Raw genomic sequence first — 16714 nt, 5'->3', positions numbered from 1 at the left:
TAGATTTATTCCGCCGGGCGGCCGGTCCACATCCGGGCGGCATCGACGCGGTTGCGCAGGCCGAGCCGGGTGTAGACGCGGTGCAGGTGCTTGGAGACGGTGGCCGGGCGCAGCCCGAGCCGCCGGGCGATCTGGGCGTCGGTGAGGGCAGCGGCCATCAGGTGCAGGACCTGGCGTTCGCGGGGGGACAGCAACGTCTCGTCCAGCTCGCCCGGCTCGGTCTCGTCCGTCCTGACGGGAGGGCCGGCGACGGCCAGCGGGATCCGCGCGGGATGGGGCGCGAGCTGCAGGCCGAACTGCCCGTTGGGCCGGGAGCGGCAGAACGCGAAGCTCAGGTGCTCGGCACAGGCGGCCAGGACGTCGCGCTGCCGGACGGTGAACGCGCCCGAGAAACGTGACAGGGTGACGGCCCGAACGGTCGCGCCCGAGAACGACATCGGCAGGCAGAGCTGGTCGCTTGTGCCCGTCATCGCCTCCAGATAGAGCGGGGTGGCCTTCCAGGCCCTCGGGGTGAGCACGTCCGAGATCCGCACGGGCAGAGCGCGCGCGGGTGGGGACTCGGCCAGCCGCAGCAGCGGGGCGCGGAGCGGATGGGTGTGGCCGAGCGCGGCGTAGGCGGGCAGCACGTCCAGGACGGGCCGGCGCGGCGGCCAGAGCACCGCGATCTCGTGGCGGCTGCGCAGGTTCAGCTGGGTGACCGTGGCCGCGTCGCTGCCCACGAGCCGGGCCAGCCCGCTCAGCAGCGGCTGCACTTGTGTGAACGTGCGCACGCGCAGCGTCGAGGTGGTGAACTCCAGCACAGCCTTCAGGTCAGCGGCGCTAAGCGATGCCACGGTCGTCCCCCCGGTCCGATCCAGCACGTAGGAGCCGCGTGGCGGCCCGCAGATACTCTGATCCCGGGCATTGCATAGTTCTACGTAATAAGTGGCATTCGGCCGAGGGCCGCGCAGACGATTGCTCCATCACATCACCCCACGTGCAGCGGAGCTCAGTCATGCCAAGAAACAAGATCGTCGCGTTGCTGACCGCCCTCGTGCTGGCCGGGCTCGGCCAGCCGATGGCCACGGCGGCGGGGCCGCCCGGCGCGTTATCCGTGCTCGCCGACGGGGACGTGGACGAGGACGGCATCCCCGACGAGGTCGAACTGAACGGGATCAAGCACGCTGACGGCAGCCTTGCCATGGACCTGCCCAAGCTGGGCGCGAGCCCGTGTCGCAAAACGATCCTGGTCGAGATCGACTACATGGCCGACAGCACGCATGATCATCGCCCGGACCTGTTCAGCGGCCCGACCGGCCTGCCCCATCCCGACCTGGGCGTGAACGACACCCGCTTCGAGGACAACGGCCACAACCACATCGCGGTCGGCAACGTGGACGGCGACGCCGCGGGCAAGCAGGAGATCGTGCTGGCCGACGCCTCCGAGGGCGGACGCATCCACGTCTACGACGCCACCACGCACACGACGGCGCCCGGCCTCGGGGTGGCGGACTCGACGTTCGAGGACGACGGGCGCAACCAGATGGCGGTCGGCGACGTGAACGGCGACGGCCGCGACGAGATCGTCATCGCCAACGCCGACACCGGCCGCATCGACGTTCTCGACGCCGTGTCCCACGCGCCGGCGCCCGGCCTGGGGGTGGGCGACACGCGCTTCGACGACGACGAGCACAACCAGATCGCGGTCGGCAACGTGGACGGCGACGCCGCGGGCAAGCAGGAGATCGTGCTGGCCGACGCCTCCGAGGGCGGGCGCATCCACGTCTACGACGCCACCACGCACACGACGGCGCCGGGGCTGGGCGTGCGTGACACCACGTTCGACGACGACGACCACAACCAACTCGCCGTGGGCGACGTGAACGGCGACGGCCGCGACGACGTCCTCATCGCCAACGACAGCACCGGCCGCATCGACGTGCTCGACGCGACGACCCACGCGAACGTTCCGGACACCGGCATCCCGGACACGACGTTCGACAACGACGACCACAACCAGATCGCGACCGGCGACCTCGACGGCGACGGCCAGGACGAGGTGCTCGTCGCGAACGACTCGGGCGGCCGCATCGACGTGTTCGACGCGACGACCGGCAAGCCGAACCCGCGCATGGGCATCACGGACACCCGGTTCAACAACAGCGGGCACAACCAGCTCGCGGCCGGCAACGTGGACGGCGACTCCCACCACACGGCCGAGGCGTTGATCGCCGACGCGTCGGAGGGCGGCCAGATCCAGGTGTTCGACGCCAAGCGCCCGGCCGGGCCGATCGAGGAGGTGGCGGCGGCGTTCGCGAACGCGCCGGTGCCGGCCGTCGCGTCCTGCCCGTACGCGGGGGCCGACGCCGAGCCCGGCGTCCAGCTCATCGTCGACGTCAGCGGCACGATCCCGGAGCAGCCGGTGTTCGATCCGTCGGACTTCACGGGGGTCAAGGCGGATCCGGCCAACTTCGATCCGGCACGTGATCCGTACGTCCACTACAACCTGTGGGTGCACGACTACGGGTTCGGCGGCACGTCGTCTGAGAGCTCCGGGCTGTCCACCTTTACCGGGGACAAGCAGGACTTCATGGTGAGCCTGGGGGCGTTCGCGGGCGGCAACGGCACCTTGATCGAGCAGGCGGGGACGTTCATGCACGAGCTGGGCCACTCGCTCGGCCTGCATCACGGCGGCGACGAGCCCGGCGTCAACTACAAGCCCAATTACCTGAGCGTGATGAACTACAGCTTCCAGCTCACCGGCCTCACGGGCACCACCGGTAAGTACCGCACGGGCGTGGACTACTCAGGTGAGGAGCTGAGCGAACTCGACGCGCTCCACCTGAGCGAGCAGACCGGCGTCGAGCCCGACACCGCCTTGTTCACCCGCTGGCGAGACGCCGCGCGCGACAAGCGCACCGGCGCCGCCGACCAGCCCATCGACTGGAACGGCGACGGTTCCCCCGACGACGCGGACGTCCCCGTCGCGGTCAACGGCGGCGTGTGCGTCAGACCCGGCCCCGACGGCGTGCTGGACTCCACCATGGACCCCATGGACCAGCCGGTCAACAACCTGATCATCAGCGGCGGCGACCTCGTGTGCGACTCCAGCGCGTCGGGCGACGACGTACAGGTGATGCCCGTGGGCGAAGGCCGGTTCCTGCGCGGCTTCGACGACTGGTCCCACCTGAAGCTGGACGCCGACCCCGCGCCCGTCTCCAGCCCGCCCGCCGAGCTGACCGCGGCCGAGGCCGAGACCATCCAGCAGTCCCACGACCAGGCGCTCGCCCCCGACCGGAACGTCCAGTTGCAAAGGCAACTCGCCGGCTACCGCGAGCCCGTGCTGGGCGTCGCGATGGACGACACCAGCCTGTACGCGACGCACTACTACGAGACCGCCGCCGAGCCGCACACCTCCGACCAGCCGGGCTCGCTCGTCGTCCTGGACCGGGCGACCCTGCGGCCGAAGGCCCGCGTCCCGGTCGGGTACCGGCCGCGCTCCGTCGCGGTCAACACCGCCGGCGACCGCATCTACGTGCTCAACGGCAGCAGGCCGGGTCATCCGAACGTCAACGAGCTGACGGTGATCGACCGCCGCACGCTCTCGGTCATCACCACGATCTCGATAGCCACCGCCCAGACCGCCACCGACGTGGTCGTGAATCCGCGTACCAACCGCGTGTACGTGTCCAACAACCTCGGTCTTCTCCACGTGATCGACGGCGCTGCCAACACCGAGCTGCCTCCGATCAACATGGGCGTCGGACCGCTCGGCATGGCGGTCGACGAGTCGACGAACACGATCTACGTGGCCATGAGCCGCCCGTCGGCGTCGCCGCCCGTGACCGCACTCGGCTCCGTGACCGACGACGGCGTGACGCGGACCATCCACCCGCAGGTCCCACTCGGCCCGGTCGGCACCCAGCCGACGGACGTGGCCGTGGACCCGTTCAACAACCGCCTGTACACCGCCAACCTGGGCGGCGGTCCCGTCCATCCGAGCGTGACCGTGCTCGAGCTGTCCACCCGCGAGATCATAAAGCAGGTGAACCTGAGCGGCCCGGCCCGGGCCATCGCCGTCAGCCCGCACGCCCACCAGGCGTACGTGGCCGGGGAAGGCCGCGTGGACGTGGTCGGCCAGCAGTCTCTGTCTGTCGTCCGGACGATCCCGGCCAATAACCCCTTCTCGGTCGTGACCGGCATCGGGGACGACCGGCGGCTGTACGTCGGCGATGTGCGCAACGGGGGGTTGGGCCGGTTGGCGTACAGCAGCGGCAGCCGGAAGTGACTGAGCCCAGGAACTAGGGAAGTGTGCGGCGGGGCGCTGGTGAGAGCACCCGTAGCTGGAGCATCGCGGCGAAGCGGGCGTCCGGGTCGGCCAGGTCGATCCCGCCGACCTCGGCCAGGCGCCGCAGCCGGTAGCGGAACGTGTTGGGGTGCACGTACACCCTGGAGGCGGCCACGATCACGTCGCCGAACGCGTCGAGCCACGCGCGGAGCGTCTCCACCAGGTGGGCGTTGTGCTGCTCGTCGTACTCGTGGAGCCGGGCGACCGGGCCGGTCGGCCCGTCACCGCGCGCCGCGACGAGGTCCCGCAGCTCCAGCACCAGCGCCTCGACGTGGACGTCGCTGAGCCGGGCCACCCGCCGCCCGCGGCCGCTGCCGGTTCGCAGCACCCGCAGCGCGCGGTCGGCGTTGCCGCGCGCCTCCTGCAGCTCGGCCGGATCGTGGGCCACCGGGCCGATGCCGATCACGGCACGCACCCGGTGGCCGACCCGGTCCAGGAACTCGGTGGCGATGCGCATCGCGCGCTGCTCGGCGTCCTCGTCGCGGGCCACCGGCAGCAGCCCGTACGCGACATCGCCGACGAGCGCCGCCACGCAGCGGGGATGCACGGCGCTGAGGTGCATGGACAGCCCGTCGGCCAGGCGCTGCCGTTCGGTGGCCAGGTTGACGTCGGCGTCGAGCGAAGGATCCACTCCGGCGTCGGGTATCGCGAGCGCCAGCACGCTCACCGGCTGGTCGGCCAGGCCCAGCCGGTTGAGGGCCTCGCGGGCGCCGACGCCGCCCTCCATCGCGGTGCCCAGCAGATCGGCGCGCAGCCGGCGGCCGACGTCGGCGCCGGCCCGGATGCGCAGCATGTGCAGCGCGACCAGGCGCGCCGCGTCGCAGAGCGCCTGATCGCGTTCCTGACTGAGCGGCTCCCGCACCGCCGCCCAGATCGAGCCGAGCACCTCGTCACCGGCCCGTACGGCCACCGCCACCCGGGGTATCGAGAATTCCTCCAACTCGGAACCGGGCGGCTCGACGTAGACGGGGCGGTCGCTCCGGTACAGGTCGCGGAAGACGCCGCGGTCGGTGAGCAGGCGGGAGTAGCGCTCGGGCACCTGGCGTCCCAGGATGGTCTCCACCCGGGAGGCGTCGGCCTCGTCCTGCCGGCCGGAGAAGGCGAGCACCCGCGAGCTGCGGTCCTCGATCGTGACGGGCGCGTCGAGCAGCGCGGCGACCGCGTTGGCGACGGCGAAGAGGTCGCCGCTGGGCATGCCGCCGATGGTCTGCGGCCCGTCCTCGCCGACGTCGCCCTCGGCGAGCAGGCCGCGCAGCATCGCGGCGAGCTGCGCCCAGGACGCGCCGCGGGTCAGCCCGAGCAGGGCCACGCCGGACTCCTCCGCCGCCGCCGTCAGCTCCGGGCCGCGCGCGACCGGGGCCCGCAGCACCAGCCCGGCGGCGCCGTGCCGTCCGAGCACGCGCAGCACGTCGGCGACCTCGGCGGTCTCGCGCAGCCCGACGCCGAGCACGAGCGCGTGCCGGGGCAGCGCGAGGTCGTCGAGGGGGTCGTGGATGGCGACGCCGCCGATGTCCCCGATCTTGCCGGGATCGCCGTGGATCAGCTCCAGCAGGGTCGCGCCGAGATCGTCCAGCACGCGGCCGAGACTCGCCTGGGGCCGGAGATTTACCGACATGAGCACCGCGCCTGAGTCGCCATATGTGACGATATCAGCTCCCGGTGGCTCTACCCGGGCAGCCACTCGGTCGCCGTGGTGACCTCCGCCAGCACGTCAGCCAGCGGTTGCACGCCGATGCCGGGGCCGGTGGGCACCGGCAGGTGGCCGTCGTCTAGGACGAACGGCTCGGTGACGTCGGTCCGGTAGTAGCGGTCCGAGGCGGAGGTGTCACCGGGGAGGGTGAAACCCGGCAACGCGGCGAGGGCCACGTTGGCGGCCCGCCCGATGCCGGTCTCCAGCATCCCCCCGCACCAGACGGGCACGCCATGGGCGGCGCACACGTCGTGGATGCGGCGCGCCTCCAGGTAACCGCCGACCCGGCCCGGCTTCACGTTGACGATGCCGCAGGCGCCGCGCCGGATCGCGTCGGCGGCGGTGGCCGCCGAGGTGATCGACTCGTCGAGACAGATCGGCGTCCTGATGATCCTGGCGAGCTCGGCGTGGCCGCGGATGTCCTCCTCGTCCAGCGGCTGCTCGATCAGCAGCAGGTCGAACGGGTCGAGCCGGGCCAGGTGGCGCGCGTCCGCCACGGTGTAGGCCGTGTTGGCGTCGACCTGCAGCAGCGGCGCGTCGCCGAAACGTTCGCGCACCGCCCGCACCGGCGCGATGTCCCAGCCTGGCTCGATCTTCAGCTTGATCCGCGCGTATCCCGCGTCGAGGAACCCCTCGACGGCGTCCAGCAGCTCGCCGATCGAGTCCATGATGCCGACCGAGACGCCGCACGGCACCCGGTCCCGCACCGCCCCCAGTTCCCGGGCGAACGAACGCCCCTGGCCGCGCAGCTCGGCGTCGAGGACCGCCATCTCCAGCGCGGCCTTGGCCATCCGGTGTCCCTTGAAGGGCGCCAGCGCCGGCCCGACGGCCACCGCGTCCAGCGCGGGACGGTCGATGATCGCCGGGATGAGGTACCGGCGCAGCACGTCCTCGGCGGCGTCGACGTACTCCGAGGAGTAGCGCGGGTCGGCGAGCGCCACGCACTCGCCCCACCCCTCGGCGTCGGTGGTGACCACCCGCAGGAGCAGGATGTCACGGGAGGTCTGGGTGCCGAACGAGGTCCGGAACGGCGCCACGAGGGGCATCCGGATCCTGCGCAGCTCGACTCCGGTCAGCTTCATCGGGTGCTCCTGTTCCGGGTGACGAGATACCACCCGTCCTTGTCGAAACCCGTGACGCGTCCGCCCGAGGCCATCAGCGTGCCGAGCACGTCGCGGACCGCCGCCCGCCACGCCCTGGCCCGCCCCTGGTCGGCGCGGCGCAGCGCCTCGATGTCGGCCGGCACGGCCACCAGGATCGTGTCGCCGTCCAGGCTGCCCGCGACCGGCGCGTCCCCGTCGCCGCGGCCGAGCCCGACCACCGCGCCGGCGGCCCGCGCGTCGATGTGGCGCGGGGTCCCGGCGCAGGCCGCGACAGTGTCGTCGGCGGCCAGGTCCCAGTGCACCAGCAGCCGGTCGGACTCGTCGTCGCCGTTGATGCCGTCGCGCATGCCGCCGTAGAAGTTGGGCAGGTACTCGGCCGGGGTGGCGGCGAGCTTGGCCAGGTTGAAGTAGGCGTTGCGGCGCACCAGCGGGTCGAAGGTCCACTCGATGGTCCGTACTCCGCGCGCCAGCGCCCAGGCACGCTGGTGCAGCTTCAGGGCGTACCCGACGCCGCGGCCGGACACCAGCGCGCTGACGCCCGCGATGTGGCTGTGCATCGCCGCGTCGGCCGGTGGGCTGAAGAACCCGACGCAGGCGCCGACCAGCCGGTTGCCGTCGTAGGCTCCGCCGACATAGTTGCCTGCCTTGGCCAGCGCCCCCAGGAGCGCGGTGGTGACCGGCGGGTTCTTCGGGTCGGGGTGCCAGATCCCGTCGTAGAGCCGGTACACCGGTTCCAGGTCGTCGAGCGCGGTCAGCTCGCGCAGGCGCACGCCCGCCGCGAGCGCGGCGGTCTCGGCGGCGGTGAACGCGGCATGCCGCGGATCGGTCATGGTCACGTCACCTTCGGCGTCGCCCGCACCCCGAAGTGCAGGTATCGCTCGCCGGTCGGCAGCGCGTAGAAGGTCACCGGCATCCAGGTCTGGGCGTTCGGCTCCCGGACCACGTAGAGGTCCTCCCGCACCGCCACCATCGGGTACTCCCGGCTCGGCTCCTGGAGCAGTTCCGCGAGCGGTCCGGTGAGCGTCATCCGCAGCGTCGGCCCGGCCTCTCCGGCGAAGACCTCCAGCCGCGAGGCGGCCCGCTCGTACGTGCCCAGGTGCGGGCCGATGTCGGCGCTGACCGGCTGGTCCGGTGGGCTCAGCGGGTACGGCATGGCGACCCCGGCGAGTTCGGCGAAGATCTCGCGGTAGAGCTCCTCGTAGAGGTCGCGGGCGTTGCCGCCGTTGGTGAGCAGCGTGACGGCGAGCCCCTGCTCGGGCAGCAGGCGAAGGAACGCCGCCTGGCCGATGGTGTTGCCGTCGTGGCCGATGAGCCGGTGGCCGTCCCAGCCGAACCGGATCCAGCCGATTCCCCACGAGTCGCCGAGGCTGTACTTGTCGGGCAGGTCGGCGTGCTTCTCGCTCATCGCGGCGGCGCCCGCCTCGCTCAGCAATCGGGTGCCGTCCGCGGCCGTGCCGCCGCGCAGGTGCGCCCGGGCGAAGGCGAGCACGTCGGCCGGCGTCGAGGTGATCAGGCCGGCCGGTCCCGTCGTGCGGGGCAAAGTCCACGCCGGCGCCCGTACCGGCTCGTCGTCGCCGACGTGGCCCACCGCGGCGCGGTGCAGCAGCGCCTCCTCCGGGAGAGTGGCGGTGTGCCGCAGGCCGAGCGGTGTGAAGACCCGCTCGCGCATGGCCTGGTCCCAGGTGCTCCCGGTGATCTTCTCGATCACCCGTCCGGCCAGGGAGAACCCGGAGTTGCAGTACGACCAGGTGGCGTCGAGCGGATGGTTCTGCGCCACCTCGCCCAGCAGGGCGACGTACTTCTCCAGGCAGTTGTCGCCGCGCCCGGTGTCGGTGAAGACGTCGCCGTCGATGCCGCTGGTGTGGGTGAGCAGGTGCCGCATGGTGACGCGCTTGGTCACGTCGGGGTCGGCGAGGCGCAGCTCCGGCAGGTACTCGGCGACCGGGACGTCGAGGTCCAGCAGTCCCTCGTCGACCAGGCGCATGGCGAGCGTGGCGGTCCAGACCTTGGTGATGGAGCCGATCTGGAACAGCGAGTCGGGGGTGACCGCCACCCCGGTCTCGACGTTGAGCACGCCGTACGCCGCCTCGACCAGCTCGTCCTCGTCGCCGCGCAGGCGCAGGATGCCGAGGGAGGCTCCGGGCACCCCATGCCGGGCGGCGAGGACCTCCAGCCGGCGCTGCCAGTGCGCGGCGTGGATCCGGGGATGGCCGCCGGTGACGTGCTCCTCCAGCCAGTCGACGACGCGCCGGTTGAAGTCGATCCGGTGCGACGGCGGTCCTTCGAGGATGAACAGGTGCGAGCTGTTGGGGTACAGCACCAGGCGGACCGGCACACCTTGCGCGCGCAGCGCGGTGTGCCACTGCTCGGCCTGCCCGACCGGGCAGCGGATGTCGTCGGCGCCCTGCACGATCAAGGTGGGGGTGCGGACGTTCTCCACCAGAGGCAGCGGAGAGGATTCCCGATATCGCTCCGGATTCGCCCAGGGCTGGCCGCCGAGTTCGTACTCGCCCATGAGGTGACCGAGATCGGAGGTGCCGGCCAGGCTGGTCAGGTCGCTGACCACACCACCGGCGACGGCCGCGGCGAATCTGTTGTCGCGGCTGGTGAGGTAGCAGGTCATGTAGCCGCCGTAGCTGTATCCGGCGACCGCGAGGCGGTTCGGGTCGGCCACCCCCTCGGCGACCAGCGCGTCGATCGGCTCCAGGAAGTCGCCGGCGTCGGCGACGCCCCAGGCGTCCAGGGCCGCGGTGAAGAACCGCTCTCCGTATCCGTCGCTGCCGCGCGGGTTGAGCAGCAGCACGCTCCAGCCGCGGGCGGCCAGCTCCTGGTGGTAGAGGTGGATCTCGTCGGCCGCGCCGTTCCAGGCGTTGTGCGGTCCGCCGTGGATGTCCAGCAGCAGCGGCCTGGGTCCGGTCGCGGCCGGGTCGCGGATCAGCCAGCCGTGCACGACGGTGCCGTCGGAGATGGTGAACTCGCGCTCCTGCCGGGCGAACAGCTCGATCCCGGCCAGGTTCGCCCCGTGTTCGGTACGGACGGTCCGCTCGCCGGTGGCCAGATCGACCGTCACGACCTCGCCGAAGGAGTCCGGGGTGGTGAGGATGACCACGGCGGTGCCGTCGGCGACGTCGAGCCCGCTGACGTTGTGGCCGGCGTCCGCGACGACGGGAAGGGGCGTGCCGCCGCCGACGGGCACCGAGTACAGGTGGGTGCAGCCGCGGTCCCGGACGCAGAAAAGCGCCGTGTCACCGGTGAGCCGGGGCACCGCGCCCGGATACGCGGGGCCACCGGGCATCACGTTGCGGTCCAGCGGCTGGGCGAGATCGATGATCGGGCCGCTGTCCAGCGGGACCCGCAACAGCCCGGCGTGCCCGATCGGCGCGCCTTGGGTGCCGACGACCAGGAGGGCCGAGCCGTCCGCCGTCCACGTGACGGTCCCGGCGACCCCTTCGGCCAGGCCGACCTGCCGGGGCACTGGCGCGGCGACGGTCACATCTACGAGGTGGACCGGCACCCGGGCGGTCAGGTCGGCGTCGGGCGCGGTGGCGGCCGGGTAGGCGAGCGTGGTCCCGTCGGGGGACCACGCCGGCGCGCCCGCGTGCCAGTCGCCCTCGGTGACCTGTCGGCACTCGCGGCCGGCCACGTCGAGCACGTGCAGGTGCATGCGCACGCCACGCAGCAATCCCGTGCCGTCGGCGCGGTAGTCCAGCCGTTCGGTGACGACCGGCATGTTCGCGCGCCGGGTGCGGGCGACCTCGTCCTCGCCAGGTTCGGCGTCGAGGTCGGTGGGGGCGGCGAACGCGATCTTCGAGCCGTCCGGGCTCCACACCGGCGCGCCTGCGCCCAGCGGCAGGGTGGTCAGCTGGTGGGGCTCGCCGCCGTCGACCGGCAGCAGCCACAGCTGCGGCGGCCCGTCCTGGGCGCGGAGGAACACTACTTGGGTGCCGTCCGGTGACCAGGCCGGAGCCGAGTCCGCGTGCCCTCTGGTGAGCCGGTGGGGCAGCCCGGCGCGGGTGCCGACGCGCCAGATCGAGCGCCCGGCGCGGTCGGCGCCGGCGTCGCCGGTGCGCAGCACGTAGACGCACTGGCTGCCGTCCGGGGAGAGGGCGGGCTGCTCGGGTATTGCGAGATCGGTCAGATCGTCGATGCGCTGGCGTCGTGTCACCGGCTCCTCCTCGGTCGGATGATGAGAGTTCATGCGGCGGGCTCAGGTCTGGCAGGCGCCGCGAAGTGGCAGGCGGCGCCGTGGGCCGGCGCGGCCGGCTCGGTGGTGCGGCAGATGTCGCGGTCGGCGCGCACCAGTGGGCCGACGGGGCAACGGGGGTGGAAGCGGCAGCCGGTCGGCGGCCGGTGCGGGTCGGCGGGTTCGGCGTCGGCCACCGCCCGCGGGGCGGCGTCCGTCTCGAGCCGGCCGGGCGTGGCGGCGGCGAGCAGCTCCCGGGTGTACGGGTGCCGCGGATCGGCGAGCAACTCGTCGGCCGGCCCGAACTCGACGATCCGCCCCAGGTACATGACGGCGATGAAGTCGCTGACGTAGCGGACGACGGCGAGGTTGTGCGAGATGAACAGCATCGACAGGCGCAGGCTGCGGTGCAGCTCGCGGACCAGGTTGAGGACGGTGCCCTGGATGGAGACGTCGAGCGCCGAGGTGATCTCGTCGGCGATGAGCACCCGCGGGCGGCCCGCGAGGGCCCGGGCGAGGGCCACCCGCTGCCGCTGCCCGCCGGAGAGCTCCGCGGGGTAGCGGCCGGCCCGGTCGGCCGGCAGCTCGACCAGCTCGAGCAGGCGGGCGACCTCGGCGCGGCGCTCCGCGCGCCCGGCCCCGCGCGGGATGGCCTCGCCGATGGAGGCGCCGACCGTCATGCGCGGATCCAGCGAGGAGTACGGATCCTGGAACACCATCTGCACGGGCCTTCGCGCGGCGGGGGACAGGGGCCGCCCGTCGAGCAGCACCCGCCCACCGGTGACGGGGGTCAGCCCGACGGCCGTCCGGGCCAGCGTCGACTTGCCGGAACCGGACTCGCCCACCAGCCCGACGACGCTGCCGTCGGGCACGGCCAGGTCGACCCGGTCGACGGCGGTCAGCGCGTGCCGGCGCCCGCCGAACCGCACCGTGACGTCCTCGAAGCGCAGCTCGCTCATGACAGATCACCGACCTGAACCCCGGCGTGCCAGCAGGCGACTCGCCGGCCGGTGCCGTCGGCGGCCAGCGGCGGGACGGCGCGGGCGCACTGCTCGTCGGCGAGCGCGCAGCGCGGCGCGAACGCGCAGCCGGGCGCGTGCTCCGCCGGGTCGGCGGGGCGGCCGGGGATCACGGCGAGTGGGGCGTGCCGGTCGGTGGCCATGTCCGGCACCGCGGCCAGCAGGGCCCGGGTGTACGGATGCCGGCCACCGGCGCGCAGCTCGGCGACGGTCAGCTCCTCCACGACGCGCCCGGCGTACATGACCATCACCCGGTCGCAGACCTGGCCGACGACGGTGATGTCGTGGCTGATGAGCAGCAGCGCCACGTCGTCGGCGGCCCTGATGTCGGCGAGCAGCCGCAGCACCTGCCGTTGCACGGTGACGTCCAGGGCCGTGGTCGGCTCGTCGGCGATGATGAGGGCCGGGGCGGCCATCAGCCCCATGCCGATCATCGCCCGCTGCCGCATGCCACCGGAGAACTCGTGCGGGAACTGGCCGGCGCGCCGCCGCGCGGCGGGCACCCGCACCGCGCGCAGCCGGTCGACCGCCCGTTCCAGGGCCTGCCGCCGGCTCATCCCCTGGTGCTCCCTGGCGACCTCGGCGAGCTGCCGCCCGACGCGCATGGTCGGGTTGAAGGAGGTCATCGGATCCTGGAAGATCATGGCCAGCGAGGTGCCCAGCAGCAGCCGCCGCTCCCGGTCGGCGCCGGTGGTCAGGTCGGCGCCGAGGAAGTGGAGCCCGTCGGCGCGCACGTCGCCCGGCTCCTCGATGAGCTGCGCCACCGCCAGGGCGGTGAGGCTCTTGCCCGACCCGGACTCTCCCACGAGCGCGACCGCCTCACCCCGGCGGATCGTGAAGCTGACGCCGCGCACCGGCGTGACCTGGCCGGGGAAGCCGACCCGCAGGTTGCGTACCTCGAGCAGGGTCTCCCCGCCGGTGGCCGACGCGACGGGCGCGGCGGGGCGGGGCTCCCGGCGGCCGGGCGCGGGCAGCGGGCCGCGCAGGCCGATGCCCTTGGCGATCGCCTCGCCGAACAGGTTGAAGGCCAGACCGGCGACGATTACGGCGGCGCCGGGGGCCAGCGCGGCGGCCGGATGCACGTAGATGCTGCTCAGTCCCTCGCCCAGCAACCGGCCCCAGTCGTACTCGGGCGGCTGCACGCCCAGGCCGAGGAAGGACAGCCCGGCGAAGGCGAGCAGCGCGTTGCCGGCCGCGATGGTGGCGTTGACGACCAGCGGCTCGGCGGCGTTCGGCAGGATGTGCCGCACGAGCAGGCCGACCCGGCCCACCCCCGCGATGCGGGCCGCGGCCACGAAGTCCAGCCCGGCGATCCGGGCGGTCAGCGTCTGGGTGAGGCGGGCGAAGCCGGGCGCGATGGCGAGGCCGATCGCCAGCAGCGCCCCGGTGCTCCCGACTCCGAAGATCACCGCGAAGAACAGGGCCAGCAGCAGGCCGGGGAAGGCCACCGCGATGTTGATGGCCGCACCGGCCAGCCGTCCCGCGCGGGCCCCGAGCAGCAGCGGCGCGGTGCCCAGCAGCAGGCCGGCCAGCACGCCGATCCCGGCGGCCGCCAGCGCCAGCTGGACGGAGAGCCGGGTGGCGACCAGGACCCGGTAGAAGATGTCCCGCCCGAGGCTGTCGGTGCCCATCCAGTGGGCCGGGGAGGCACCGGCGAGGATCTGGCCGGTGTCCGTGGCGGCGGCCCTGCCTGACCACAGCGGCGGCGCGACGATCGCCAGCAGGAGCACGGCGGCGAGCAGGGCGGCCGTGGCCGCGCCCAGCGGGGTGCGCAGCACGCCGTGCCAGGTTGATCCGCGTGAGGCAGGCACCGCTCAGCCCTCCCGGATCGTCGAGCGCGGGTCGAGCAGCGCCAGGGCGACGTCGACCACGAGATTGGCCAGCAGCACGCCGACGCCGTACACGAGGATCACGCCCTGCACGGCCGGATAGTCCTTGGCCAGGATCGACTGCACGATGGTGCTGCCGAGACCGGGCCAGGCGAACACGTTCTCCACCAGGACGGTGCCGGCCACCATCGCGCCCAGCAGCAGGCCGGCCTGGGTGATGGTGGCGGTCAGCGCGTTGGGCAGGGCGTGCCGCAGGTAGATCACGTGGCCGGGGAGCCGCTTGGCGCGGGCGGTGCGCAGGTAGTCGGCCCGCAGCATGGCGAGCGTCTCCACCCGGACGATGCGGGCGAGCACCGCGGCCGGCCCGATGGCCAGGGCGAGCACCGGCAGCACGTACGAGCCGGGGTCGCCGCGACCGGCGACCGGCAGCCAGGCCAGCTGGACCCCGAAGACGTAGACCAGCCCGACGCCGACGAGGAAGTCCGGGATGGCGGCGAGGACGACGCTGGAGGAGGTGAACGCCAGCTCTCCCGGGCGGCGACGGCCGCCCCGGGTGAGCACCGCCATGCCGAGGCCGAGCGGGATCGAGACGAGTACGGCGAGCGAGAAGGCCAGCACGGCCAGCTCCAGGGTGGCGGGCAGCCGGTCCCCGATGATCTGCGAGACCGGCAGCCCGGAGGTGATGGCGGTCCCCAGCTCGCCCGTCACCAGATCGCGCAGGTAGTGCGCGTACTGAAGCCACAGGGGGTCGTTCAGCCCCAGCAGCTCCCGGCGCGCGTTCACCAGGCTCAGCGGCGCCGTGCTGCCCAGCGCGGCCCGCACCGGGTCGCCCGGGATCAGATGGATCATCAGGAACGCGGCCGTGACGAGCACCCACAGCGAGACCAGCAGCCGCCCCGCCCGCCGCAGCGCGAAGCGCAGCCACGGATTGATCCCCATCCGGCTCCCGGTATCGGCGATGGCGGTCACGGGATCAGCCGAGCATCCGGATCGAGCCCGGGGTGACCGAGCCCTGGCTGAGCTCGAAGGTGGCGGCCTGCCCGAATACCGAGACGTTGGAGTTGACGAACGGCACGATGTCGACGCCCTTGAACAGTGCCTGCTCGGCGGCGTCCCACTGGGCGCAGCCGCTGCTGCCGGCGACCGCCGAGGCGGCCTTGACCGCGGCGGTGTAGTCCGCGTTGTCGATGCCGGCGAAGTTGGTCCCGTCCGGGGGCGTGGGGCCGGACATGAAGGGCACCGCCTGGGTGGGCAGGCTGATCCCGAGCGGAAGGATGACGGCGCTCCACGGCGCCTGCCCGCCCACGATCTGCTGACCGAGCTCGGCGTCGGCCACCCCGCGCAGCGTCACGTCCACACCGGCGCCCTGCCACATGGTCTGCACCAGTTCGGCGCCGGCCTGCATGCCCGGACCGAGACTGGTCGAGTAATAGAGCGCCATCGACAGCTTCGTGCCGTTCTTCGCGCGTACCCCGTCGGCTCCGGCCGTCCAGTCGGCGGTGTCGAGGGCGGCCTTCGCGGCGTTCACGTCGTGGGCAGGCAGGCTCGACCCGATCGTGTTCCGCCCGCACGGCCCGCCGGGGATGATCAGCCCGGTCGCCGGTTTGCCGCGGCCGCTGCCCACCACCTGGGCGAGCTGGCTCAGGTCGATCGCCTGCGTCAGGGCCCGCCGGACCGCCTCGTCGGCGCCGGGGAAGCCGGCCTTCTGGTTGAACCACAGCTCTCCCAGCGGCGCCTCGGTGCTGCGTTCGAACGCCTTGGTCGCCGCCACTCGTTGCGAGTCCGGGCCGACCAGCTGGACCGCGTTCACCGCCTTGGACAGCAGCAGGTTCGCGGCCGTGGACTCGTTCGCGACGATCTGGAGGACCACCTTGTCCGGCAGCCCCGGCTGATCGGTCTTCCAGTCCCCGGGACCCCAGGCATAGTCGGGACGCCGGGTGAGCGTGTAGTGGTCGCCGGTGACCGCCTCGGTCACCGTGAACATCCCGGTGCCGTCGGCCCCCTGCTTGAGCAGGCCGCGGTCGGCCATGCCCTTGCCGCACACGATCTGCAGGCTGCCGACGTTGCGGTCGAGGAAGGGGTCGGGGGCCGGCGAGGTGACGGTGACCGTGCCGGCGGCGTCGTCCCCCTTGGCCGTGGCGCCGGGCGGCACGTAGACGCCGACGCGGCTGGACGCGTTCTTCGGATCACCGACGAAGTTGATGTTCGCGGCCACCTGGGCGGCGGTCAGCGGGGCGCCGCCGGCGCAGGTGATGCCCTTGCGCAGGGTGAAGGTCGCGGTGGTGGTGGTCGCCTCCCACTTGTCGGCCAGGCCCGCGACGATCTTGCCGTGCTCGTCGATGTTGACCAGCGAGTCGTAGAGGAACCGGTCGGCCTGGAGGGCGCTGGCCAGCGAGGTGAAATGCGGGTCGAGGTTGCCCGGGTCGGCGCCCAGCACCAGCGTGAACGTTTTGCCGCTCGCTGGCTCTTGGGCGGCGGGACCGTTGCCACACGCGGTGAGGGTGGCCAGCGCCAGCGCGCCGACGGCTATCCGAGATTTCATCGTGCCTCCAAGGTGCGTCCC

10 protein-coding genes are annotated in these 16714 nt (G+C 72.8%); 1 reads left to right on the top strand and 9 read right to left on the bottom strand.

Features of this window, described 5'->3' with window-relative positions:
• Positions 1-5 precede the first annotated feature (5 nt).
• Positions 6-833 (bottom strand): helix-turn-helix transcriptional regulator, encoded by an 828-nt coding sequence (locus Aple_RS06015; RefSeq protein WP_155343475.1) that lies wholly within the window; start codon positions 831-833, stop codon positions 6-8.
• 161 nt (positions 834-994) lie between these two features.
• On the opposite strand from Aple_RS06015, the gene Aple_RS06010 reads away from it, so the two are divergent.
• Positions 995-4267: an FG-GAP-like repeat-containing protein gene (locus Aple_RS06010; RefSeq protein ID WP_155343474.1), complete on the top strand. Its 3273-nt coding sequence runs from the start codon at positions 995-997 to the stop codon at positions 4265-4267.
• 13 nt (positions 4268-4280) lie between these two features.
• Here the strand turns inward: Aple_RS06010 and Aple_RS06005 are convergent, their stop codons facing one another.
• From Aple_RS06005 to Aple_RS05970, 8 genes are read right to left on the bottom strand one after another with little or no spacing between them, the layout of a single operon-like run.
• Positions 4281-5942, bottom strand: a complete 1662-nt coding sequence (locus Aple_RS06005) for a PucR family transcriptional regulator (protein ID WP_155343473.1) — start codon at positions 5940-5942, stop codon at positions 4281-4283.
• A 50-nt stretch (positions 5943-5992) separates the two neighbouring features.
• Complete coding sequence (gene menC, locus Aple_RS06000) at positions 5993-7099, bottom strand: o-succinylbenzoate synthase (RefSeq protein ID WP_155343472.1); 1107 nt, start codon at positions 7097-7099, stop codon at positions 5993-5995.
• Entirely contained in the window at positions 7096-7950 is an 855-nt protein-coding gene (locus tag Aple_RS05995) for a GNAT family N-acetyltransferase (protein ID WP_155343471.1), read from the bottom strand. Before Aple_RS05995 ends, menC begins: the two co-directional genes overlap by 4 nt.
• Positions 7951-7952: 2 nt before the next feature.
• Entirely contained in the window at positions 7953-11285 is a 3333-nt protein-coding gene (locus Aple_RS05990) for a serine hydrolase (RefSeq protein ID WP_155343470.1), read from the bottom strand.
• A gap of 29 nt (positions 11286-11314) precedes the next feature.
• Positions 11315-12262, bottom strand: coding sequence for an ABC transporter ATP-binding protein (locus Aple_RS05985; protein WP_155343469.1), 948 nt, complete (start codon positions 12260-12262; stop codon positions 11315-11317).
• Entirely contained in the window at positions 12259-14133 is a 1875-nt protein-coding gene (locus tag Aple_RS05980) for a dipeptide/oligopeptide/nickel ABC transporter permease/ATP-binding protein (protein ID WP_155343468.1), read from the bottom strand. Before Aple_RS05980 ends, Aple_RS05985 begins: the two co-directional genes overlap by 4 nt.
• Before the next feature lie 3 nt (positions 14134-14136).
• Positions 14137-15120: an ABC transporter permease gene (locus Aple_RS05975; protein WP_218038135.1), complete on the bottom strand. Its 984-nt coding sequence runs from the start codon at positions 15118-15120 to the stop codon at positions 14137-14139.
• Positions 15121-15124: 4 nt separating this feature from the next.
• Positions 15125-16693: an ABC transporter substrate-binding protein gene (locus Aple_RS05970; protein WP_155343467.1), complete on the bottom strand. Its 1569-nt coding sequence runs from the start codon at positions 16691-16693 to the stop codon at positions 15125-15127.
• Positions 16694-16714: the final 21 nt, after the last annotated feature.

This window comes from Acrocarpospora pleiomorpha (genome assembly GCF_009687885.1).
GTDB lineage: Bacteria > Actinomycetota > Actinomycetes > Streptosporangiales > Streptosporangiaceae > Acrocarpospora > Acrocarpospora pleiomorpha.
This window is presented reverse-complemented; position numbering and strand designations above follow the sequence as displayed.

Bases quoted from the DNA above. Each gene is read 5' to 3' on its own strand.
- Aple_RS05970 (WP_155343467.1), bottom strand. From the start codon at position 16,693: ATGAAATCTCGGATAGCCGTCGGCGCGCTGGCGCTGGCCACCCTCACC.
- Aple_RS05985 (WP_155343469.1), bottom strand. From the start codon at position 12,262: ATGAGCGAGCTGCGCTTCGAGGACGTCACGGTGCGGTTCGGCGGGCGC.
- menC (WP_155343472.1), bottom strand. From the start codon at position 7,099: ATGAAGCTGACCGGAGTCGAGCTGCGCAGGATCCGGATGCCCCTCGTG.
- Aple_RS06010 (WP_155343474.1), top strand. From the start codon at position 995: ATGCCAAGAAACAAGATCGTCGCGTTGCTGACCGCCCTCGTGCTGGCC.
- Aple_RS06005 (WP_155343473.1), bottom strand. From the start codon at position 5,942: ATGTCGGTAAATCTCCGGCCCCAGGCGAGTCTCGGCCGCGTGCTGGAC.
- Aple_RS05995 (WP_155343471.1), bottom strand. From the start codon at position 7,950: ATGACCGATCCGCGGCATGCCGCGTTCACCGCCGCCGAGACCGCCGCG.